The sequence below is a fragment of the Clostridioides sp. LIBA-6822 genome, from assembly GCF_056688955.1.
On the sequence record NZ_CP196995.1, the window covers coordinates 331,621 to 348,354 of the forward strand.

A 16,734-nucleotide genomic window follows, 5' to 3' on the forward strand; every position below is an offset into this window, starting at 1 on the left:
GGAAGAGATTTGTTCAAAAATAAAAAAGTTATTCTAATTATTTTGATACTAATTATTTTCTCAGCAGGAGCAGGATTTTTTATATTAGGTGAAGGCGGGAATAAACAAGTTGATAAGATTATAGGTTTGTTTATTCCAACAGGAAAAGATAAAAATGAAATAAAAACAGAAAATCTTGATTTAGAAGAAATGGTGTTGAAACTAGCTGATGAAGGTGTAAGATATCTAAAAGTATCAATAACTGTATCTTATGATTCTTCATATAAAGATATAGAAAAAAATACACCTTTAATTAGAGACAATATCATAAATTGCCTTATGGCAAAAAGAGCAGATGATTTTGCTGCTGAGAATTTAAATAACATAAAAGAAGAGATAAAAAATACACTAAATACAAACCTAGGTGGAAATGTAATTCAAAATATATATTTTACAAATATAGTAGTGCAATAAAGGATGGTAAGACATGATACTTTATTTATTAAAGATATTAATATGTATTCCAATAATTTTAATATTGATAGTCTTATCTTTAAAAATTAGCCAAGGAAGTTTATTAAAAAAATACAATGATAAATATGTAAAAATATTAGATATTGTAAATATAAATAAAAATAATAGCATAATAATTTTGAAGATAGGTGAAGAAGGATGCATTGTTGCATCTTCTTCGTCTAGTATGGATAAGATAAAAGATTTGACCAAGGAAGAAATATCAAAAATAGAAGATGATATTAAAGAAAGAAATTTTAAAATCCAAGATTTTAAAATAGAAAGAATTAAAACAAAATATGATTTCAGTAAATATATTGGAAAATTTACAAAAAAGGAAGATAAGTAAATGGAACTATTATCAAAATTACCTTTGGCTGATGTACCATATACAAGTTCAATGCAATTGTTTTTATTTTTAACTGCATTAATGTTTTTACCATTTGTAATGTTTATGATGACAAGTTTTGTCAGAATAGTTATAAGTTTATCATTTTTAAAATCAGCATTAGGAGCACAGCAGGCAATTCCGAGTCAAGTTTTGGTAGGGCTTGCAATAGTATTGACAATATTTATAATGAGACCAGTATTAAATGAAATAAACGAAAAGGCATTACAACCATATATTAAAGAAGAAATTACTATGGAAAAAGCTATGAAGGAAGCAGAAGGACCTATTAAAGAGTTTTTATTGAAGCAAACTAGACAAACAGACTTAGATTTATTTGTGGAACAAGCTGGTTTAAAAGAAAAAAAATTAACTCGTGAAAACATACCATTATCTGTTGTAGTTCCAGCATTTGCTATAAGCGAATTAAAAACTGCTTTTCAAATAGGATTTTTAATATATATACCATTTTTGATAATAGACCTTGTTGTTGCAAGTGTTCTAATGTCTATGGGGATGTTTATGTTGCCTCCAGTTATGATATCATTACCATTTAAGTTACTATTATTTGTAATGGTGGATGGATGGAATTTGATAGTAAAAACATTGATATTGGGATTTGGATAGGAGAAAAATAGTATGAGTGAATTTATGATAATGAGTGTTCTTAAAAATGGAATGTTTACAGGGGCTATGATTGCAGCTCCAGTACTAATTGTTTCTCTTGTAGTTGGACTTTTAATTAGTGTGTTTCAAGCTACAACTCAAATCCAGGAGCAAACATTGACTTTTGTACCAAAACTGATAGCAATTCTTTTAGTAGTAGCTATTGGTGGAAGCTGGATGTTACATACTCTTATTAGTTTTACTTCTGAGATATTTAATATGATATCTCTTATAACTAAGTAGGTAGGGTACATATGATTTTTGTATTTATTAGAATAGTAGCCTTTTTTGGAACGTTGAGAATACTATTTCCAGCTGGTACACCTGCTTTATTTAAGTCAATTTTTGCAATCATTATATCAATACTGATTTCAAGTACTATGCAAATTGAATATGTTGCAAATATAGATAATATTATAATGTTTACGTTATATGGAATAAATGAAACTATAACAGGTATTATACTTGGATATATAACTAATCTGTGTTTTTATAGTATCAGAATGGCTGGTTCTATGATGGACCAACAGATGGGATTGTCAATGATTAATATGTTTGACCCAAACTCAATGACTCAGACAACTTTAATCGACAATCTTATGAACTGGACAGCGCTAATGATATTTTTTAGCATGGATGGACATCATATTTTAATTCGAGGTATAAGGTATAGTTTCGAGTTAATTCCAATAGGAAAATCATTTGTAGATAATAATATAGACTATATAATAAACATATTTGTACAGTGCTTTATAACTGGATTCAAAATAGCAATACCTATCGTGCTTTGTCTGCTGATGGCAGATTTTATCTTAGGGCTTATATCAAGAAGTGTTCCTCAGTTAAATGTAATGATAGTTGGTATGCCATTAAAAATATTGGTTGGTATAGCCTTATTTATCATATCGATACCTTTAATTGTTAGCCAGATAAGTCATCTACTTAGTCAAATACCAAAGATGTATGAGGGAACCTTTGCTCTGGCTCCTATGTTTTTTATGGGTTCAACAGATAAGACAGAAGAAGCTACTCCAAAGAAAAAGGGTGAACAAAGAAAAAAGGGTAATATAGCAAAAAGTAGAGAATTACCCGTTGCAATGACTCTATTTGCATTCACTTTATTAGTTCCTACATTATTTTCATATGTAGTGGATACACTTAAATCTTCACTCAATTATTTTTTAAATGTGAATTTTTATATGAACATAAATTATTCAAATTTAGAAAACTTAATTATAGTGGGATTAATGGATTTTTTTAAGACATTTTTGCCAATAGCTATTCCATTCTTGGTTTTAGGCGTAGTAGCTAACTTATTTCAAGTAGGAATCTTGTTTACTGGAGAAACTTTGAAACCAAATTTATCAAAATTAAATCCTGTTAGTGGATTTAAAAATATGTTTTCTATGAGAAGCTTATCAACTTTAATAAAAGATACAGCAATAATATCTGTATTAGCTTATATAGGATATACATTTTTTCAAGATAATTACTTAGATATATTAAAGCTAGGTAATATATACCTACCTAGTTTAATGTATACAGTTAAAGATTTAGTATATTCCATATTAAGTAAAATTTGTATAGCTATGGTAGTTATAGCAGTCGCAGACTACTTTTATCAAAGATATAGCCATAAAAAGCAACTGAGAATGACAAAACAAGAAGTTAAAGATGAATATAAAAACGCAGAGGGAGACCCAGAAATAAAAGCTAAGATAAAACAAAAGCAAAGGCAAATTTCATCTCAAAGGACTATGCAAGCAGTCCCAAGTGCCACTGTAATAGTAACCAATCCGACCCACTTATCTATAGCAGTAAGGTATGAAAAAGGGAAGGACCAAGCTCCAGTAGTAGTGGCAAAAGGTGCAGACTATTTAGCCTTTAAAATAAGAGAAATAGCAAAGGGAAATGACATCCCTATAATAGAAAATAAACCTATAGCTAGGTTGTTATATAAACAAGTAGAAATAGACCAAGAAATTCCAGAGGACATGTATCAAGCTTTTGCAGAAATATTAGTAGCAGTATATAAAATCAAAAATAGATACAAAGTCCCAAAAAGGTAGGATAAGTAATGAATAAGTTTAATCTAAAGGAAAATATGGATGTAATAGTGGCTTTTGGTGTTGTAGGAATTGTCCTTATGATGATAGTGCCATTACCTACATTTATATTAGATATTTTACTGGCAATTAACATAAGTTTATCTGTGCTAATTTTATTAATGACATTATTTACAACTAATGTACTTGATTTATCTATATTTCCAACAGTGTTACTTGTGACAACACTATTTAGACTGGGATTGAATCTTTCATCAACTAGATTGATTCTAACTCAGGGATATGCAGGTGAAGTTATAGAGGCATTTGGAAGTTTTGTTGTAGGTGGAAATTACGTAGTAGGAATAATTATATTCCTAATTATATTAATTGTTCAATTTGTTGTTATAACTAATGGTTCTGGAAGAGTATCTGAAGTAACAGCTAGATTTACGTTAGATGCCATGCCAGGTAAGCAGATGAGTATAGATGCAGATTTAAATGCAGGAGTTATAGATGATAAAACTGCTAGAAAAAGAAGAAAAGAACTTCAACAAGAAGCTGATTTTTATGGTTCTATGGATGGTGCAAATAAGTTTGTAAAAGGAGATGCTATAGCAGGTCTTATAGTAACTGCAATAAATATTATAGGAGGAATTGTAATAGGTGCTGTAATGCTAAATATGACTCTTATGGGTGCAGCACAAACATATGTAAGGCTTACTATAGGGGATGGTCTTGTAAGTCAGATACCAGCTCTATTAATATCAACATCAGCAGGGATAATTGTAACAAGAGCTTCTACTGATGAAAATTTTGGTGGATTAGTAGGTAAACAATTAACAGCAATACCAAAGGCAATAATGATGACTGGATGTGTTTTAATTGTACTTGGCATGATGCCAGGATTACCTAAACCAGCATTCTTTTCACTGGGTATAGGTGCAATAGCAGCAGGTTATTTTTTAGGAAGAGAAAAGAAAGATACTTTAGAAGATTTAGAGTTTGAAAAACCTGATATGGTAAATCCAGATAAAAACGAAGTAGAAGATGTAACAAACTTAATAAATGTAGAATCTATAGAAGTAGAAATTGGATATGGATTAATATCTTTAGCTGATGAATCAGCAGGAGGAGACTTGCTTCAGAGAATAGCATCAATAAGAAGACAGTGTGCTATAGACATGGGTATAGTTGTACAACCTATAAGAATAAGAGATAATTTACAATTAAATCCAAATCAATACAATATAAAGATAAAAGGCAATGTAGTTGGTGGATATGAGATAATGCCTAATATGGTTTTATGTATGGACCCTATGAATCAAGGCTTTAATATATTTGGAATAAAGACAATTGAGCCTACTTTTGGAATAGAAGCACTTTGGATAGAAAGTGACAAGGTAGAAGATGCAGAGTTAAAAGGTTATACAGTGGTAGATTCATCTACAATACTTATAACTCACTTACTAGATATAATAAAATCCAATGCACATGAGTTATTGGGAAGACAAGAAGTTAAGACTATTATAGATGCAGCAAGAGAAAATTATAGTGCTGTAGTTGATGAGTTAATACCAGACTTAATGACACTTGGTGAAGTTCAAAAAGTACTTAAAAATCTGTTAAGAGAAAAAGTAAATATAAAGGATAGGGTTACAATACTTGAAACACTTGCAGACCAGTCTAGAAACACCAAAGATATAGAGCTTCTTACTGAATATGTGAGAATAGCTTTGGCTAGAAGTATTTGTACAAATTTGGTAGATGAAGACAAGTCAATTACAGTGGCTACATTGTCTCCAGAAACGGAGGAATTAGTATCTAATAATTTACAGAGGTCTGTAAATGGGACATATCCAGCCGTTGACCCAGAAAACACAAACAAAATATTTGAGAGTATACAAGATGTAATGAGTAATGTATATTTCAATCATAATATACCAGTAATAGTAGTATCACCAAAGATAAGAGCACCATTTAGAAAATTAGTTGAGCTTGTATATCCTAATTTGACTGTATTATCATTAAACGAAATACCTAACGATGTTAAAATCAAAGCAGAAGGTGTGGTGAGCATATATGATGACGAAAAAGTATACAGCTGATACAATTCAGGATGCTATGAATCTAGCCAAAATGGAATTAGGTGACAATATTACATTAATAGATAAAAAAGAAGTAAGAAAATCTGGCATACGAGGTATTTTTTCAAAGAAAGATATTGAATTAACTGTTGGATGGGAAAAGAGAGATAATATAGAACAAAAAGATTTAAAACGAGAGATAGAACAGTTAAAGTCAATTATAAGTAACATGGGGTTTGATAATAAAAATGATAATGATATAGACAAAATATGTAAGAATCTACTAAATTTAGAGTTAAATGAAGAAATTGTAGACTTTATAAGAGCTGATTTACAAGAAATGAAATTTAATGGAATTGATACAAGCAAAAATTTAGTAGAAAGCCTAAAGAAAAAGATTAAAATAGAAAATCAAACAATAACTGGAAAAATTGCTCTAGTTGGACCACCAGGAGTAGGTAAAACAACTACAATAGCAAAGTTAGCTGCTAAATTAGTCTTTGAAGAAAATAAAAAAGTAGGTGTAATAACTATAGATACTTATAGGATTGGTGCTGTAGAACAGTTAAGGATATATACTGATATAATGAATATTCCTTTTAAAGGGGTAATAAGCCCTGATGAGATGGAGTTAGCACTTGATGAGATGAAAGATTGTGATGTTGTATTGATAGATACTACAGGTAGAGGTTATAAAAATTCTATGCAAATACTGGAAATCAAAAACCTTATAGATAAAGCTGAAACTGATAATATACATTTGGTTTTGAATTGTACAACAAGAGAAACTGATACAAAAGCTATTATAGATTCGTATAGAAATGTGAACTTTAAAAGCTTAATAATTACAAAACTAGATGAAACAAATACATATGGCTCAATATTTAACATAATGAATTATGCACAAAAACCAATATCATATATTACAACAGGACAAAATGTTCCTGATGATATTATAAAACCTAATGAAGATAAGATTATAAGACTACTATTAGGAGTTGAAAGTATATGATGGACCAAGCTCAAATCTTGAGAAAAATGGCAATCGAAAAAAAAGGACTTGATGAATCTATTACAGAGAATAGAAATACACCTAAGATAATTACAATAGCTTCTGGTAAAGGTGGAGTTGGAAAGAGTAATCTAGCTACAAATTTGTCTATATGCTTGACTAAACTTAATAAAAAAGTTCTTATATTAGATGCAGATATAGGAATGTCTAATATAGATATAATAATGGGCGTAAATGTAAAAGGAACTATAATTGATGTAATTAATGGTGAAAAAAATATAGAAGACATAATTTCACAGACTAAATATGGTGTAAACATAATCTCTGGAGGTTCTGCTCTTAATCATATAGAAGACTTCACAGAAACTCAAAGAAATAAGTTTATACATAGTATAGAACAGATTCATGATGTGGATTTTATAATAATTGATACAGGAGCTGGTATGAGTAAAAGTCTATTGTCATTTATATACTGTAGTACTGAATTTTTCTTAATAACAACACCAGAACCTACATCATTGACTGATGCATACAGTCTATTAAAAGCCATAAGTAATTTTGGTATAAAGAGAAGTGCAAACATAATAATCAATAGAGTGATTAATTTAGAAGAGGCAAAAACTACATATAACAGAATAAATATGGTTGTAGATAAATTTTTAAATCTTAATTTAGAATTGTATGGATATATAATAGAGGATAAAAAAGTGAGTGTATGTGTAAAGAAACAGATACCATTTATTCTAGAATACCCTACAAGTATTGCATCAAAATGCATTATATCTATAGCAAAGAGAATGGTAAGTCAGCCAAAAGAACAGCAAAAAGAAGAGCTTATTGATAATAAAGGTTTACTAAGAAAAATGTTTAGTATATTTAAAAGCTAAGGAGGCGTAATTTAATGAATAGAGAAGAATTAATAAAAGAGAATATGCCTCTTGTAAAGAGTATAGCAAGAAAATTTTTTATACCAGGGAAAGGCTTTGAATATCAAGATTTAGTAAATAGTGGAGTCATAGGGTTGATTGATGCAATAAATAAATTTGATGTTGAAAAAGGAGCAAAGTTCTCTAGTTATTCCTATATAAAGATAAAATCTGCTATATTAGATGAAATCAGAAATCAAAGTCCAATTTCTAAACATAACTTAACAAAAGTAAATAAGTATAATAAAGTAATAGAAAAATTGCAAGCTGAATTATTAAGAGAACCGACTTCACATGAAATTGCAAGCGAATTAAATATTTCAAAAAAGGAACTCAATGATATTGAAAGTAATATAGATATGTTAAATATTGTGTCATTAAACCATGTAATCTTTGAAGATACAAATGAAACTATACAAGATGTAATAAGTTATAAGGAGGAATATACTCCAGCAAACATAATAGAAGAAGAAGAAAAGTTAGATATTCTATCTAAAGCAATTAATAACTTAAGAGAAAAGGAAAAATTAATACTTTCACTGTACTATTATGAAGATTTAAATCTAAAGGAGATAGGGAAAGTGCTAGGTGTTTCAGAATCAAGAGTTTCACAACTCCATAGAAAATCAATAAGAAACCTAAGAAGTAAAATAAAAGAACTTAAATATTCTATATAGATGGTGATTGATGTGATGATACAAATTATATTAATAGTAGTGTCTATTTTGATAATAGTAACTATAATTGCAAATTTACATAAGGAATCAAAAAACAAAGATAACAGGTACTTTGATAAAATATTTGAACAGGAATATGAGGCAAATGATAGATTGGTAGTTGCAGAAAAAAGAAGATTTTTTTTAGATAAAGTGATTGCTGAAATAAAAAGTAATAATTATATGAAAGTTTATGAAAATTATAACTTAATAAAGACTAGTTCAGTAAAGAAAGAAGATATTTTTATAGAATCAAAACAGGAAATAAAAAAAGAAAATGAGCTATCTCTTAAAGTGAAACATCTTATAAATTCAGGTTATGAGGATGTGGAAATATGCAAGATGTTAGGTATTGGAAAGGGTGAACTGTCATTAATAAGGAGTTGTTACAAGATATAAGAACATTATTGTTTGATAAAAAAGTCCTTTTAGGAATAGGGATTGGTATATTAATATCAACTCTATGTATAATGCTTTTTAGTAATAATGATATGAGTAAAGCAGAAATAGAAAAAAAGGCAAGAGAGCTAGGTATGAAATATGCAAGTGAGATGAAGGTTTTAGAATAGATAATATTGTTGGATAATTTACAAAAAAGGAGGTCATAACGTGATAAGAGGATTATATACAGCAGTTTCTGCAATGATAACTAATCAACAAAAGCAAAATGTTGTTGTCAATAACTTAGCAAATATGGATACTAATGGATATAAGAATAAACTACTTCTAACTAAAAGTTTTGATGAATTACAGTTAGATAGTTACAATAATTATGTGAATGGAACTAAACAAAAGCAAGAGATAGGCAAGTTAAGTCCAGGTGTTTCTATGGATGAAACTATCACAAATTTTAACCAAGGTCCTATAAAAACAACTGATAATAAAATGGATGTAGCTATCCAAGGTAAGGGATTTTTTCTAGTTAGTGATGCAGCTGGGAATCAATTTTATACCAGAAATGGTAACTTTAGAACAGATAATCAGGGTGACCTCATAACTAGTGAAGGATATTATGTACTTGGAACAAATACTGCAACCGGTGCTGTAGGACATATAAATGTTGGCAATAAAAAATTTGAAGTAGCAAAAGATAATACAATATCACTGGACGGAAATGCTATGTACAAATTTAATATGGTAGATTTTAATGATTATAATAAATTAAAAAAAGAAGGAGATAACTTGTATTCTGGAGGAGGAGCTGTAAAGGCAAATAATGCACTTACAATACAGAGTGCAGTAGAGTCTTCGAATGTAGATATTGTATCTGAAATTAATAATATGATGACAATATCAAGAGAATACGAGGCAAATCAAAAAATAATTCAAGCTATGGACTCTAAATTGGCAAAGATAGCGAGTGAGATTGGCTCAGTAAGATAGATAATAGGAGGTGAATTTTTATGTACACAATGTTTTATACTAGTAAAACAGCTTTATCAGCAAATCAAAGTAAATTAGATGTAATATCTAATAATATAGCAAATAATGATTCCAATGGATATAAAAAAATAAATATGGAATACTCTGACTTAGTAGATGAAGTACTAAATAGACCATCATACCCTACAAATGGTAAAGATATATCAACTGGAACTGGAGCTAAGGCATCAGCCCCTATGAGAAATTATGAACAAGGTGCATTGGCACCTACAGGTATTAAGAGTGATTTAGCAATAGATGGAGAAGGATTCTTTAGAGTAATAAGAAAAGATGGTACATATGCATATACAAGAGATGGTGGCTTTAATGTAGATGCTTTAGGTAAGATTGTAGATGCTAATGGAAATATATTAGATGTTCAATTTGATGCAGGATATAACTATAATAATACAAATATAGATAACACAAACTTAACAGTTGCAAGAAATGGAGATTTATCTGTAGATAATAAGAAAATAGGCAAAATAAATTTATATCAACCTATAGGAACTCAAAATTTCATCTCTGAAGGTGATAGTTTATTTGTTTCAACTGATGCAGCACAGATTAAACAAGTTGATAAGGTGGATATAGTTCAAGGATATAGAGAGAGGTCAAATGTTTCTTTACAAGACGAATTTGTTGACTTAATAGCCACTCAAAGAGCATTTCAAATGAATTCAAAAGGAATAAAGACAGCAGATGAAATGTGGCAAATAGCTAATAATTTAAGAGCTAAATAATTATGTAAGGTGAGGAATATTCATGTATGATATGAAAGATTATGATTTCGGCAAACCTCAGAGTTATTCAAGAGAAAATTTAACATGTTTAAATTTTTTATTAGCTGAATTCTGTAAAAAGTATAAAAATTATATAATTTATGAACTTAAGTGTAATTCTAGTATGATAGTTGAGAGTATAGACCAAGTAAATTATCAAACTTTTTTAGATAGAATAACATCTTCATGTATAATAGTACAGAATTCGATGGAACCTATCATGAAAAATTTTTCTTTTAGAATAGATAGAAGTGTAGCTGATATGTGGATTGACGTGACAGCTGGTGGTAATGGAGTTGTAAAAGATAATAATAGAGAACTTACAGAACTTGATAAGAAAGTGCTTTTACATCTTATGGAGGATTTAGTAAGAAATATGCATTTATTTGAAGGATTTGAAAAAATACAAGTATTAGATACACATACACATATTAATTTACCGCAATTGTGTTCTCCAACTGCACCTGTATGCGTTGTAGATTTAAAGGTGGTAAATGATAATAAATATGTTGGTAGTGTTTCTCTTTGTTTTCCATATAATGCCTTAGAGGCTATGTTGGAGAGTATTTCTGTTGTAGAATTTTTAGACATGGATACAGGTGATAACTCAGAAGAATTCACTAATAAAATATACAATAGTGTATCTAATATAGAATTATCAATTATTGCAGAGATAGGAAAAGTATCCATTAATGTTGAAGATTTACTTAAGTTAGAGGTTGGAGATGTAATAGTAACAAATAAAAAAATAAATGATTATATAGATGTATTTGTAGAAAATTCAAAATCATACACAGCAACGCCAGGATTTATATCAAGTAAAAAAGGTGTGAAAATAAATGATGCTGTCAGAAAAGAGGTATAGTTATGGATAATAGTAATCTTATTTCAGATGAAGAAGCAAAGATGTTATTAAATGATAAAGTTGAAAGTGAAATTGATGGAGATGATGAACTAGCTTTAGATGTCTCTGAAGCTAATAAAAATAATATACAAAGAATACTTGACCTTAAGTTGGAGTTGTCTGTAGTTATAGGAAGAACGAAGATGAGTCTAAGAGATATTTTGAATCTAAATAAAGGCTCTCTTATTGAACTTGATACTTTAGCAGACCAAGATGTAGAAATACTAATAGACAATAAAGTATTGGCTTATGGAAAAGTAGTGGTAGTAGATTTGAATTTTGGTGTAAAAGTAACAAGTATAGTAAGTGAAGAGGATATGGTGAAATCTCTTGTTTAAAAATAACATTAATTAATACTTAAGGCATGAGGTGGTATTTATTTTAAACTTAAATGATATAAAAAAAGATATATTAAAACTCAATAAAAAAGACTCATGTGCTCTCTATAATGAATCTATTAATAATATAAACAATAATTACATATCAAGTGGATTAAAGTTTTTAAAAGAAGCAAGAGATTTAAATTCAGGTGATGTGGATGTATTAAATCTCATAGGTCTTGTAAATTTATTAAAATGTAATTTTGATGAGGCTGTAGAAAGTTTCTATAAGAGTTTACTTTGTGAAAAAACTGCTCTGTGTGAAAAGTATATAAACATGCTTACATCTGAGGAGTTTTTAATTTTCTTTGAAAGGTACAATCAACTTATAAGATTAATCAACAAAGGAATGTATAAAGAAGCCATACAAGGTTTTAAACTTATAACAGAGCAATACAGTGATTTAATAGAACCTTATGAGTTGCTTGCCTTACTTTATGATAAGGAAGATGAGTATATAAAGTTTGATGAATGTGTAGAAGTATTGAAGAACATCGATAAAGAAAATCATTTATTAAATCAAGAAAATGATACATTAGATATATATAATAATGTTAACAGACAAGTTAAAAGTAATGTGAAATCAGATGATTATGAGAATGAACTTGTACATAAAAATATTAATAGTCATAAAATTGATGAAACTATTAATATATCTAAAGAAGGAAGTAAAGATAAGAAACAGAAAAATTCAGATTCTAATAAGAAAAAAAGTATTAGAAAAAATAAGTATTTATATATAGCAATAATATTAGGCATATTATTAATAGGACAAAATATATATAGTTCTTATAGGGCGAATAATTTAACTAATAAAATATCTAAAAATAATGAAACTAAAGACAAAGAGTCAATAGATTCTAGTTTGAGTAAGAAAGAAAATGATAAAGAAGAAAACGAGAGTGTTGATAAAACTCTTAATACCAATAACACTAAAAATATTAATAAAGAGGATGTAAAATCCAAAAAAAACACGGTAGAAGATGAGAATGAAAGTGATAAAGAGTCTAATTTATTTACAGAGGATGAATTGATGTCTAAGGCAAATACCTTAAAGTCAGAAAAGCAAACCAAATCTTCTATACAATTATATAAAAAAGTTGTAGATGTAGGTAAAAATAAGGGAAATACATCAGAGGCAACTTACCAAGTTGCTGTTCTTAGTGAAAAGTTAAAAGACTATGATACTGCTGAAGAATATTACAAAATGTATGTAGAAAATTATTCAGAAAAAGATTCATATTTTGATGAATCCTATTATAACTTAGGTATGATGTATTATAATAAAGGAGATTTAAAAAATTCTAAATTAACATTAAAAAAATTAGTTAATAAGGTACCTAATAGCATGTATAATAATTCAAAAGTGAAAGAAATTTTGAAAGAAGAATAATTAAATTAGATAAGAAAGAGAAATTATTTTATTTTAAAACAATTTCCTTATAATATATTGACATACTATTTTAAAAAATTTAAAATATTAACTATAAAATGAGGAGGGATAAAAATGGAGTTTGAAAAAGGGAGTATTTCAATTCATACAGAAAATATTTTTCCTATAATTAAAAAATGGTTATATTCTGATAAAGACATATTTATAAGAGAGCTTATAAGTAATGGATGTGATGCAGTAAGTAAACACAAAAGACTTGTATCATTAGGAGAAATATCAGAAAACGAACCATCAGATTATAAAATTACAGTATCTGTAAATAAAGGGGAAGGCACACTTAAATTTATTGACAATGGAATTGGTATGACTGAAGAAGAGATAAAAAAATACATAAATCAAGTTGCTTTTTCAGGTGCTGAGGATTTCTTTAATAAATATAAGGATAAGATGGAAGAATCAAATGACATAATAGGTCACTTTGGATTAGGATTTTATTCTGCATTCATGGTGTCTAAAAAAGTTCAAATAGACACACTTTCATATACAGAAGGAGCAATTCCAGTAAGATGGATATCTGAAGGTGGTACAGAATATGAAATATCTGAATCAGATGCTAGACATGAGAGAGGGACTACTATAACATTATTTATTGATGATGATAGTAAGGAATTCTTAGATGAATTTACTGTAAGAGGGATAATAGATAAGTATTGTTCTTTCCTACCAGTAGAAATATATCTAGAAGATGTTGAAAGATTAGAAAGAGAAGCTAAGGAAGCAGAAGAAAAAGCTAAAAAACAAAAAGAAGATGGAAAAGAAGAAGAAGTTATAGATGCAAAGGTAATTGAGCCTTTAAACGATACTAACCCTCTATGGCTAAAATCTCCAAAAGATTGTACTGATGATGAATACAAAGAGTTTTACAGAAAGGTATTCCATGTATTTGATGAGCCTTTATTCTGGATACATCTAAATGTAGATTATCCTTTTAACTTAAAGGGTATACTTTACTTCCCTAAATTAAAAAATGAGTTTGAATTGACAGAGGGAAAAGTAAAATTATACAATAATCAAGTGTTTGTAGCTGATAATATAAAAGAAGTTATACCAGAATTTTTACTTTTATTAAAAGGTGTAATAGACTGCCCAGATTTACCATTAAATGTATCAAGAAGCTTTTTACAAAATGATAGAGATGTAAGCAAAATTTCTAAACATATAATTAAAAAAGTAGCTGATAAGTTAAAGTCTCTTTGCAAAAATGAAAGAGAAGAATACAATAAGTTTTGGGATGATATACAAATATTTATTAAATATGGTTGCTTAAAAGATGAAAGTTTCTACGAAAAAGTAAAAGAATGTATATTATTTAAAACTATTAATGATGAATATATAACATTACAAGATTATTTAGAGAAATGTAAGGACAAGCATGAAAATAAAGTATTTTATGTAAGTGACAAGGAACAACAATCACAATACATTAAGTTATTTAAAGAATACGACTTAAATGCTGTTGTATTAAACTCATCAATAGACACTCACTTTATTTCATTTATGGAGTATAAGGAAAATGGTGTTAAGTTTAATAGAATAGATGCAGACCTTTCTGATGTATTAAAAGACAAAAATGAAAACAAAGATAGTGAAGAAAATAAAGAAGAAATAGCAAAAATAGAAGGTTTATTTAAAGAGGCTGTTGGAGAAAGAGTGAAGAATTATTCTGTAGAAGGATTAAAAAATGAAGATACTCCAGCTATGGTATTAGTATCTGAACAATCTATAAGAATGTCAGAAATGCAGTCAAGATTTGCTGGAATGGATTTAGGAATGAACTTTGAGGAAGAAAAGACTCTTGTGATAAATGAGAATAGCCCAATTATTAAAAAATTAGTTTCTCTTAAAGATAATGAAGAAAAGAAAGATAAAGTTGCACTTATATGTAATCAAATAGCAGATTTAGCTTTACTTTCTAATAAAGAATTAAAACCAGATGAATTAGATTCATTTGTTCAAAGAAGTAATAAACTTATGAAGATGTTAATAGAATTATAAGATTAAATATATTAAAGTAAATTTGTAAAAAATATCTAATATTATGAGAAGAGTTATTTTAAGATAATTGAAATTATCTTTGTGTAACTCTTCTTTATTTTTTATCTTTGATTAAAGTTTCAAATATTTAAATAGATTACAATTAAAAATTGTATTTGGTTAAATAGAGTTAACTTGATATAGGATAAAATAATACATATAATTAAGTAAAAGATTGTTTTGTAATTTATGTTTTAATACATAATTACGCTGTGTTGAAAAATAAAATTATTACTAAAGTAGAAATAGGAGGTTTTGGCATGAATTTTAATTATAACTTACCAGTAAACATATTGTTTGGGAGAGGTAGAATCAATGATGTAGGAAAAGAAGTATCTAAATACGGTAAAAAAGTATTGATTGTAACTGGCAAAAATAGTACAAAGAAAACTGGATTACTTGATAAAACAATAGACTTACTAAAAGACTCTAAAATAGAATATGAAGTTTTTGATAAAGTAGAACAAAATCCTCTTATAACTACTATATATTCAGGTGTAGAAATTATAAAAGCAACTGGATGTGATTGTGTCTTAGGTCTTGGTGGAGGAAGTATCATGGATGCTGCTAAGAGTATTGCTTTTTCTTATAAAAATCCAGGAGATTTAAATGAATATATATTTGGAATCAGACAAGGAGAAGAAGCTTTACCTATAATCTTAGTTCCAACTACATCAGGTACAGGTAGCGAAGGAAATTGTTTTGCAGTACTTACAAATTCAGAAACTAAAGACAAAAAATCTATAAAAAAGAATAGTATGTATGCAAGGGCATCAATAATTGACCCAGAACTTATGGTTACAATGCCAAAGCATATAATTGCATCGGTTGGGTTTGATGCACTTGCTCATAATATGGAAGCCTATCTTTCTAATGGAAGAAATCCTCTTGCAGATGTACAGGCTATTTACGGGATTGAACTTATATCAGAAAACCTAGTAAGGGTATATAATAATGTAGATGACTTAGAAGCATGGGAGAAAATAACACTTGCAAGCACTATTGGAGGCATGACAATTGGTACAGCAGGTACAGCCTTGCCACATGGAATGGAACATCCTGTAAGTGGGCTTAGAGATGTAATGCATGGAAAAGGACTTGCAGCTTTGACTCCAAGTATTGTAGAAAGTTCATGGGATAATGATATTGAAAGATTTGGGAAAATATCAAAGATATTAGGAGGAACTTGTGCAGAAGATTGTTCAGATGCAATTAGAAATTTCCTTAAAAAAATAGATTTAGATATAAAACTAAGTGATTTGGGTGTTGAAAAATCAGATATAGACTGGTTAACTGATAATTGCATGAAAATATCAGCTGCAAATATTAAGAGACATCCAAAAACTTTTAATAAGGAACAAATAAGGGAAATATACCACAAATCTCTATAACTTAATATTATATATTTAATTTTAAGGTAAAAAAAT

18 protein-coding genes are annotated in these 16,734 nt (G+C 28.4%); all 18 read left to right on the forward strand.

Annotated features, from left to right (window positions below; all coding sequences use genetic code 11):
* Window positions 1-9: 9 nt before the first annotated feature.
* The 18 genes from ACTG48_RS01915 (at window position 10) to ACTG48_RS02000 (ending at window position 16,698) form a co-directional block, all read left to right on the forward strand.
* On the forward strand, window positions 10-453 hold the full coding sequence (locus tag ACTG48_RS01915; RefSeq protein ID WP_479917958.1) for a flagellar basal body-associated FliL family protein: 444 nt from the start codon (window positions 10-12) through the stop codon (window positions 451-453).
* Between the two features lie 13 nt (window positions 454-466).
* The gene (locus ACTG48_RS01920) at window positions 467-841 is read left to right on the forward strand and encodes a flagellar biosynthetic protein FliO (protein ID WP_479917959.1); all 375 of its coding nucleotides are present in this window, start codon (window positions 467-469) and stop codon (window positions 839-841) included.
* Complete coding sequence (fliP, locus tag ACTG48_RS01925; RefSeq protein ID WP_021382683.1) at window positions 842-1,507, forward strand: flagellar type III secretion system pore protein FliP; 666 nt, start codon at window positions 842-844, stop codon at window positions 1,505-1,507. It begins immediately after the preceding gene.
* Window positions 1,508-1,519: 12 nt separating this feature from the next.
* On the forward strand, window positions 1,520-1,789 hold the full coding sequence (gene fliQ, locus ACTG48_RS01930) for a flagellar biosynthesis protein FliQ (protein ID WP_003435976.1): 270 nt from the start codon (window positions 1,520-1,522) through the stop codon (window positions 1,787-1,789).
* Between the two features lie 11 nt (window positions 1,790-1,800).
* Window positions 1,801-3,615 carry a fused FliR family export protein/FlhB family type III secretion system protein gene (locus ACTG48_RS01935; protein WP_479917960.1) on the forward strand — a complete coding sequence of 605 codons (1,815 nt, stop codon included), beginning with the start codon at window positions 1,801-1,803 and terminating at the stop codon, window positions 3,613-3,615.
* 8 nt (window positions 3,616-3,623) lie between these two features.
* Window positions 3,624-5,699, forward strand: a complete 2,076-nt coding sequence (gene flhA, locus ACTG48_RS01940) for a flagellar biosynthesis protein FlhA (protein ID WP_021382733.1) — start codon at window positions 3,624-3,626, stop codon at window positions 5,697-5,699.
* Complete coding sequence (flhF, locus tag ACTG48_RS01945; RefSeq protein WP_479917961.1) at window positions 5,674-6,690, forward strand: flagellar biosynthesis GTPase FlhF; 1,017 nt, start codon at window positions 5,674-5,676, stop codon at window positions 6,688-6,690. The genes flhA and flhF overlap by 26 nt, the downstream gene beginning before the upstream one ends.
* Window positions 6,687-7,577, forward strand: a complete 891-nt coding sequence (locus ACTG48_RS01950; protein ID WP_021382671.1) for a MinD/ParA family protein — start codon at window positions 6,687-6,689, stop codon at window positions 7,575-7,577. Before flhF ends, ACTG48_RS01950 begins: the two co-directional genes overlap by 4 nt.
* A gap of 14 nt (window positions 7,578-7,591) precedes the next feature.
* Window positions 7,592-8,293, forward strand: a complete 702-nt coding sequence (locus ACTG48_RS01955; RefSeq protein WP_479917962.1) for a sigma-70 family RNA polymerase sigma factor — start codon at window positions 7,592-7,594, stop codon at window positions 8,291-8,293.
* A 15-nt stretch (window positions 8,294-8,308) separates the two neighbouring features.
* Window positions 8,309-8,731: a flagellar protein gene (locus ACTG48_RS01960; RefSeq protein WP_479917963.1), complete on the forward strand. Its 423-nt coding sequence runs from the start codon at window positions 8,309-8,311 to the stop codon at window positions 8,729-8,731.
* Window positions 8,716-8,901: a hypothetical protein gene (locus tag ACTG48_RS01965; protein ID WP_021382735.1), complete on the forward strand. Its 186-nt coding sequence runs from the start codon at window positions 8,716-8,718 to the stop codon at window positions 8,899-8,901. Before ACTG48_RS01960 ends, ACTG48_RS01965 begins: the two co-directional genes overlap by 16 nt.
* Before the next feature lie 40 nt (window positions 8,902-8,941).
* Window positions 8,942-9,715, forward strand: a complete 774-nt coding sequence (locus ACTG48_RS01970; RefSeq protein ID WP_021382672.1) for a flagellar hook-basal body complex protein — start codon at window positions 8,942-8,944, stop codon at window positions 9,713-9,715.
* A gap of 20 nt (window positions 9,716-9,735) precedes the next feature.
* Entirely contained in the window at window positions 9,736-10,497 is a 762-nt protein-coding gene (locus ACTG48_RS01975; protein WP_479917964.1) for a flagellar hook-basal body complex protein, read from the forward strand.
* 22 nt (window positions 10,498-10,519) lie between these two features.
* Window positions 10,520-11,401, forward strand: coding sequence for a FliM/FliN family flagellar motor switch protein (locus ACTG48_RS01980; protein WP_479917965.1), 882 nt, complete (start codon window positions 10,520-10,522; stop codon window positions 11,399-11,401).
* Window positions 11,402-11,403: 2 nt separating this feature from the next.
* Window positions 11,404-11,778, forward strand: coding sequence for a FliM/FliN family flagellar motor switch protein (locus ACTG48_RS01985; RefSeq protein ID WP_021382745.1), 375 nt, complete (start codon window positions 11,404-11,406; stop codon window positions 11,776-11,778).
* A 31-nt stretch (window positions 11,779-11,809) separates the two neighbouring features.
* Window positions 11,810-13,213 (forward strand): tetratricopeptide repeat protein, encoded by a 1,404-nt coding sequence (locus ACTG48_RS01990; RefSeq protein ID WP_479917966.1) that lies wholly within the window; start codon window positions 11,810-11,812, stop codon window positions 13,211-13,213.
* A 114-nt stretch (window positions 13,214-13,327) separates the two neighbouring features.
* Complete coding sequence (gene htpG / locus ACTG48_RS01995; RefSeq protein ID WP_479917967.1) at window positions 13,328-15,268, forward strand: molecular chaperone HtpG; 1,941 nt, start codon at window positions 13,328-13,330, stop codon at window positions 15,266-15,268.
* Window positions 15,269-15,567: 299 nt separating this feature from the next.
* The gene (locus tag ACTG48_RS02000; RefSeq protein ID WP_479917968.1) at window positions 15,568-16,698 is read left to right on the forward strand and encodes an iron-containing alcohol dehydrogenase; all 1,131 of its coding nucleotides are present in this window, start codon (window positions 15,568-15,570) and stop codon (window positions 16,696-16,698) included.
* Window positions 16,699-16,734: the final 36 nt, after the last annotated feature.

Bases quoted from the DNA above. Each gene is read 5' to 3' on its own strand.
- flhA (WP_021382733.1), top strand. From the start codon at position 3,624: ATGAATAAGTTTAATCTAAAGGAAAATATGGATGTAATAGTGGCTTTT.
- ACTG48_RS01955 (WP_479917962.1), top strand. From the start codon at position 7,592: ATGAATAGAGAAGAATTAATAAAAGAGAATATGCCTCTTGTAAAGAGT.
- ACTG48_RS01950 (WP_021382671.1), top strand. From the start codon at position 6,687: ATGATGGACCAAGCTCAAATCTTGAGAAAAATGGCAATCGAAAAAAAA.
- htpG (WP_479917967.1), top strand. From the start codon at position 13,328: ATGGAGTTTGAAAAAGGGAGTATTTCAATTCATACAGAAAATATTTTT.
- fliP (WP_021382683.1), top strand. From the start codon at position 842: ATGGAACTATTATCAAAATTACCTTTGGCTGATGTACCATATACAAGT.
- ACTG48_RS01935 (WP_479917960.1), top strand. From the start codon at position 1,801: ATGATTTTTGTATTTATTAGAATAGTAGCCTTTTTTGGAACGTTGAGA.
- ACTG48_RS02000 (WP_479917968.1), top strand. From the start codon at position 15,568: ATGAATTTTAATTATAACTTACCAGTAAACATATTGTTTGGGAGAGGT.
- flhF (WP_479917961.1), top strand. From the start codon at position 5,674: ATGATGACGAAAAAGTATACAGCTGATACAATTCAGGATGCTATGAAT.
- fliQ (WP_003435976.1), top strand. From the start codon at position 1,520: ATGAGTGAATTTATGATAATGAGTGTTCTTAAAAATGGAATGTTTACA.
- ACTG48_RS01960 (WP_479917963.1), top strand. From the start codon at position 8,309: ATGATACAAATTATATTAATAGTAGTGTCTATTTTGATAATAGTAACT.
- ACTG48_RS01975 (WP_479917964.1), top strand. From the start codon at position 9,736: ATGTACACAATGTTTTATACTAGTAAAACAGCTTTATCAGCAAATCAA.
- ACTG48_RS01980 (WP_479917965.1), top strand. From the start codon at position 10,520: ATGTATGATATGAAAGATTATGATTTCGGCAAACCTCAGAGTTATTCA.
- ACTG48_RS01985 (WP_021382745.1), top strand. From the start codon at position 11,404: ATGGATAATAGTAATCTTATTTCAGATGAAGAAGCAAAGATGTTATTA.
- ACTG48_RS01920 (WP_479917959.1), top strand. From the start codon at position 467: ATGATACTTTATTTATTAAAGATATTAATATGTATTCCAATAATTTTA.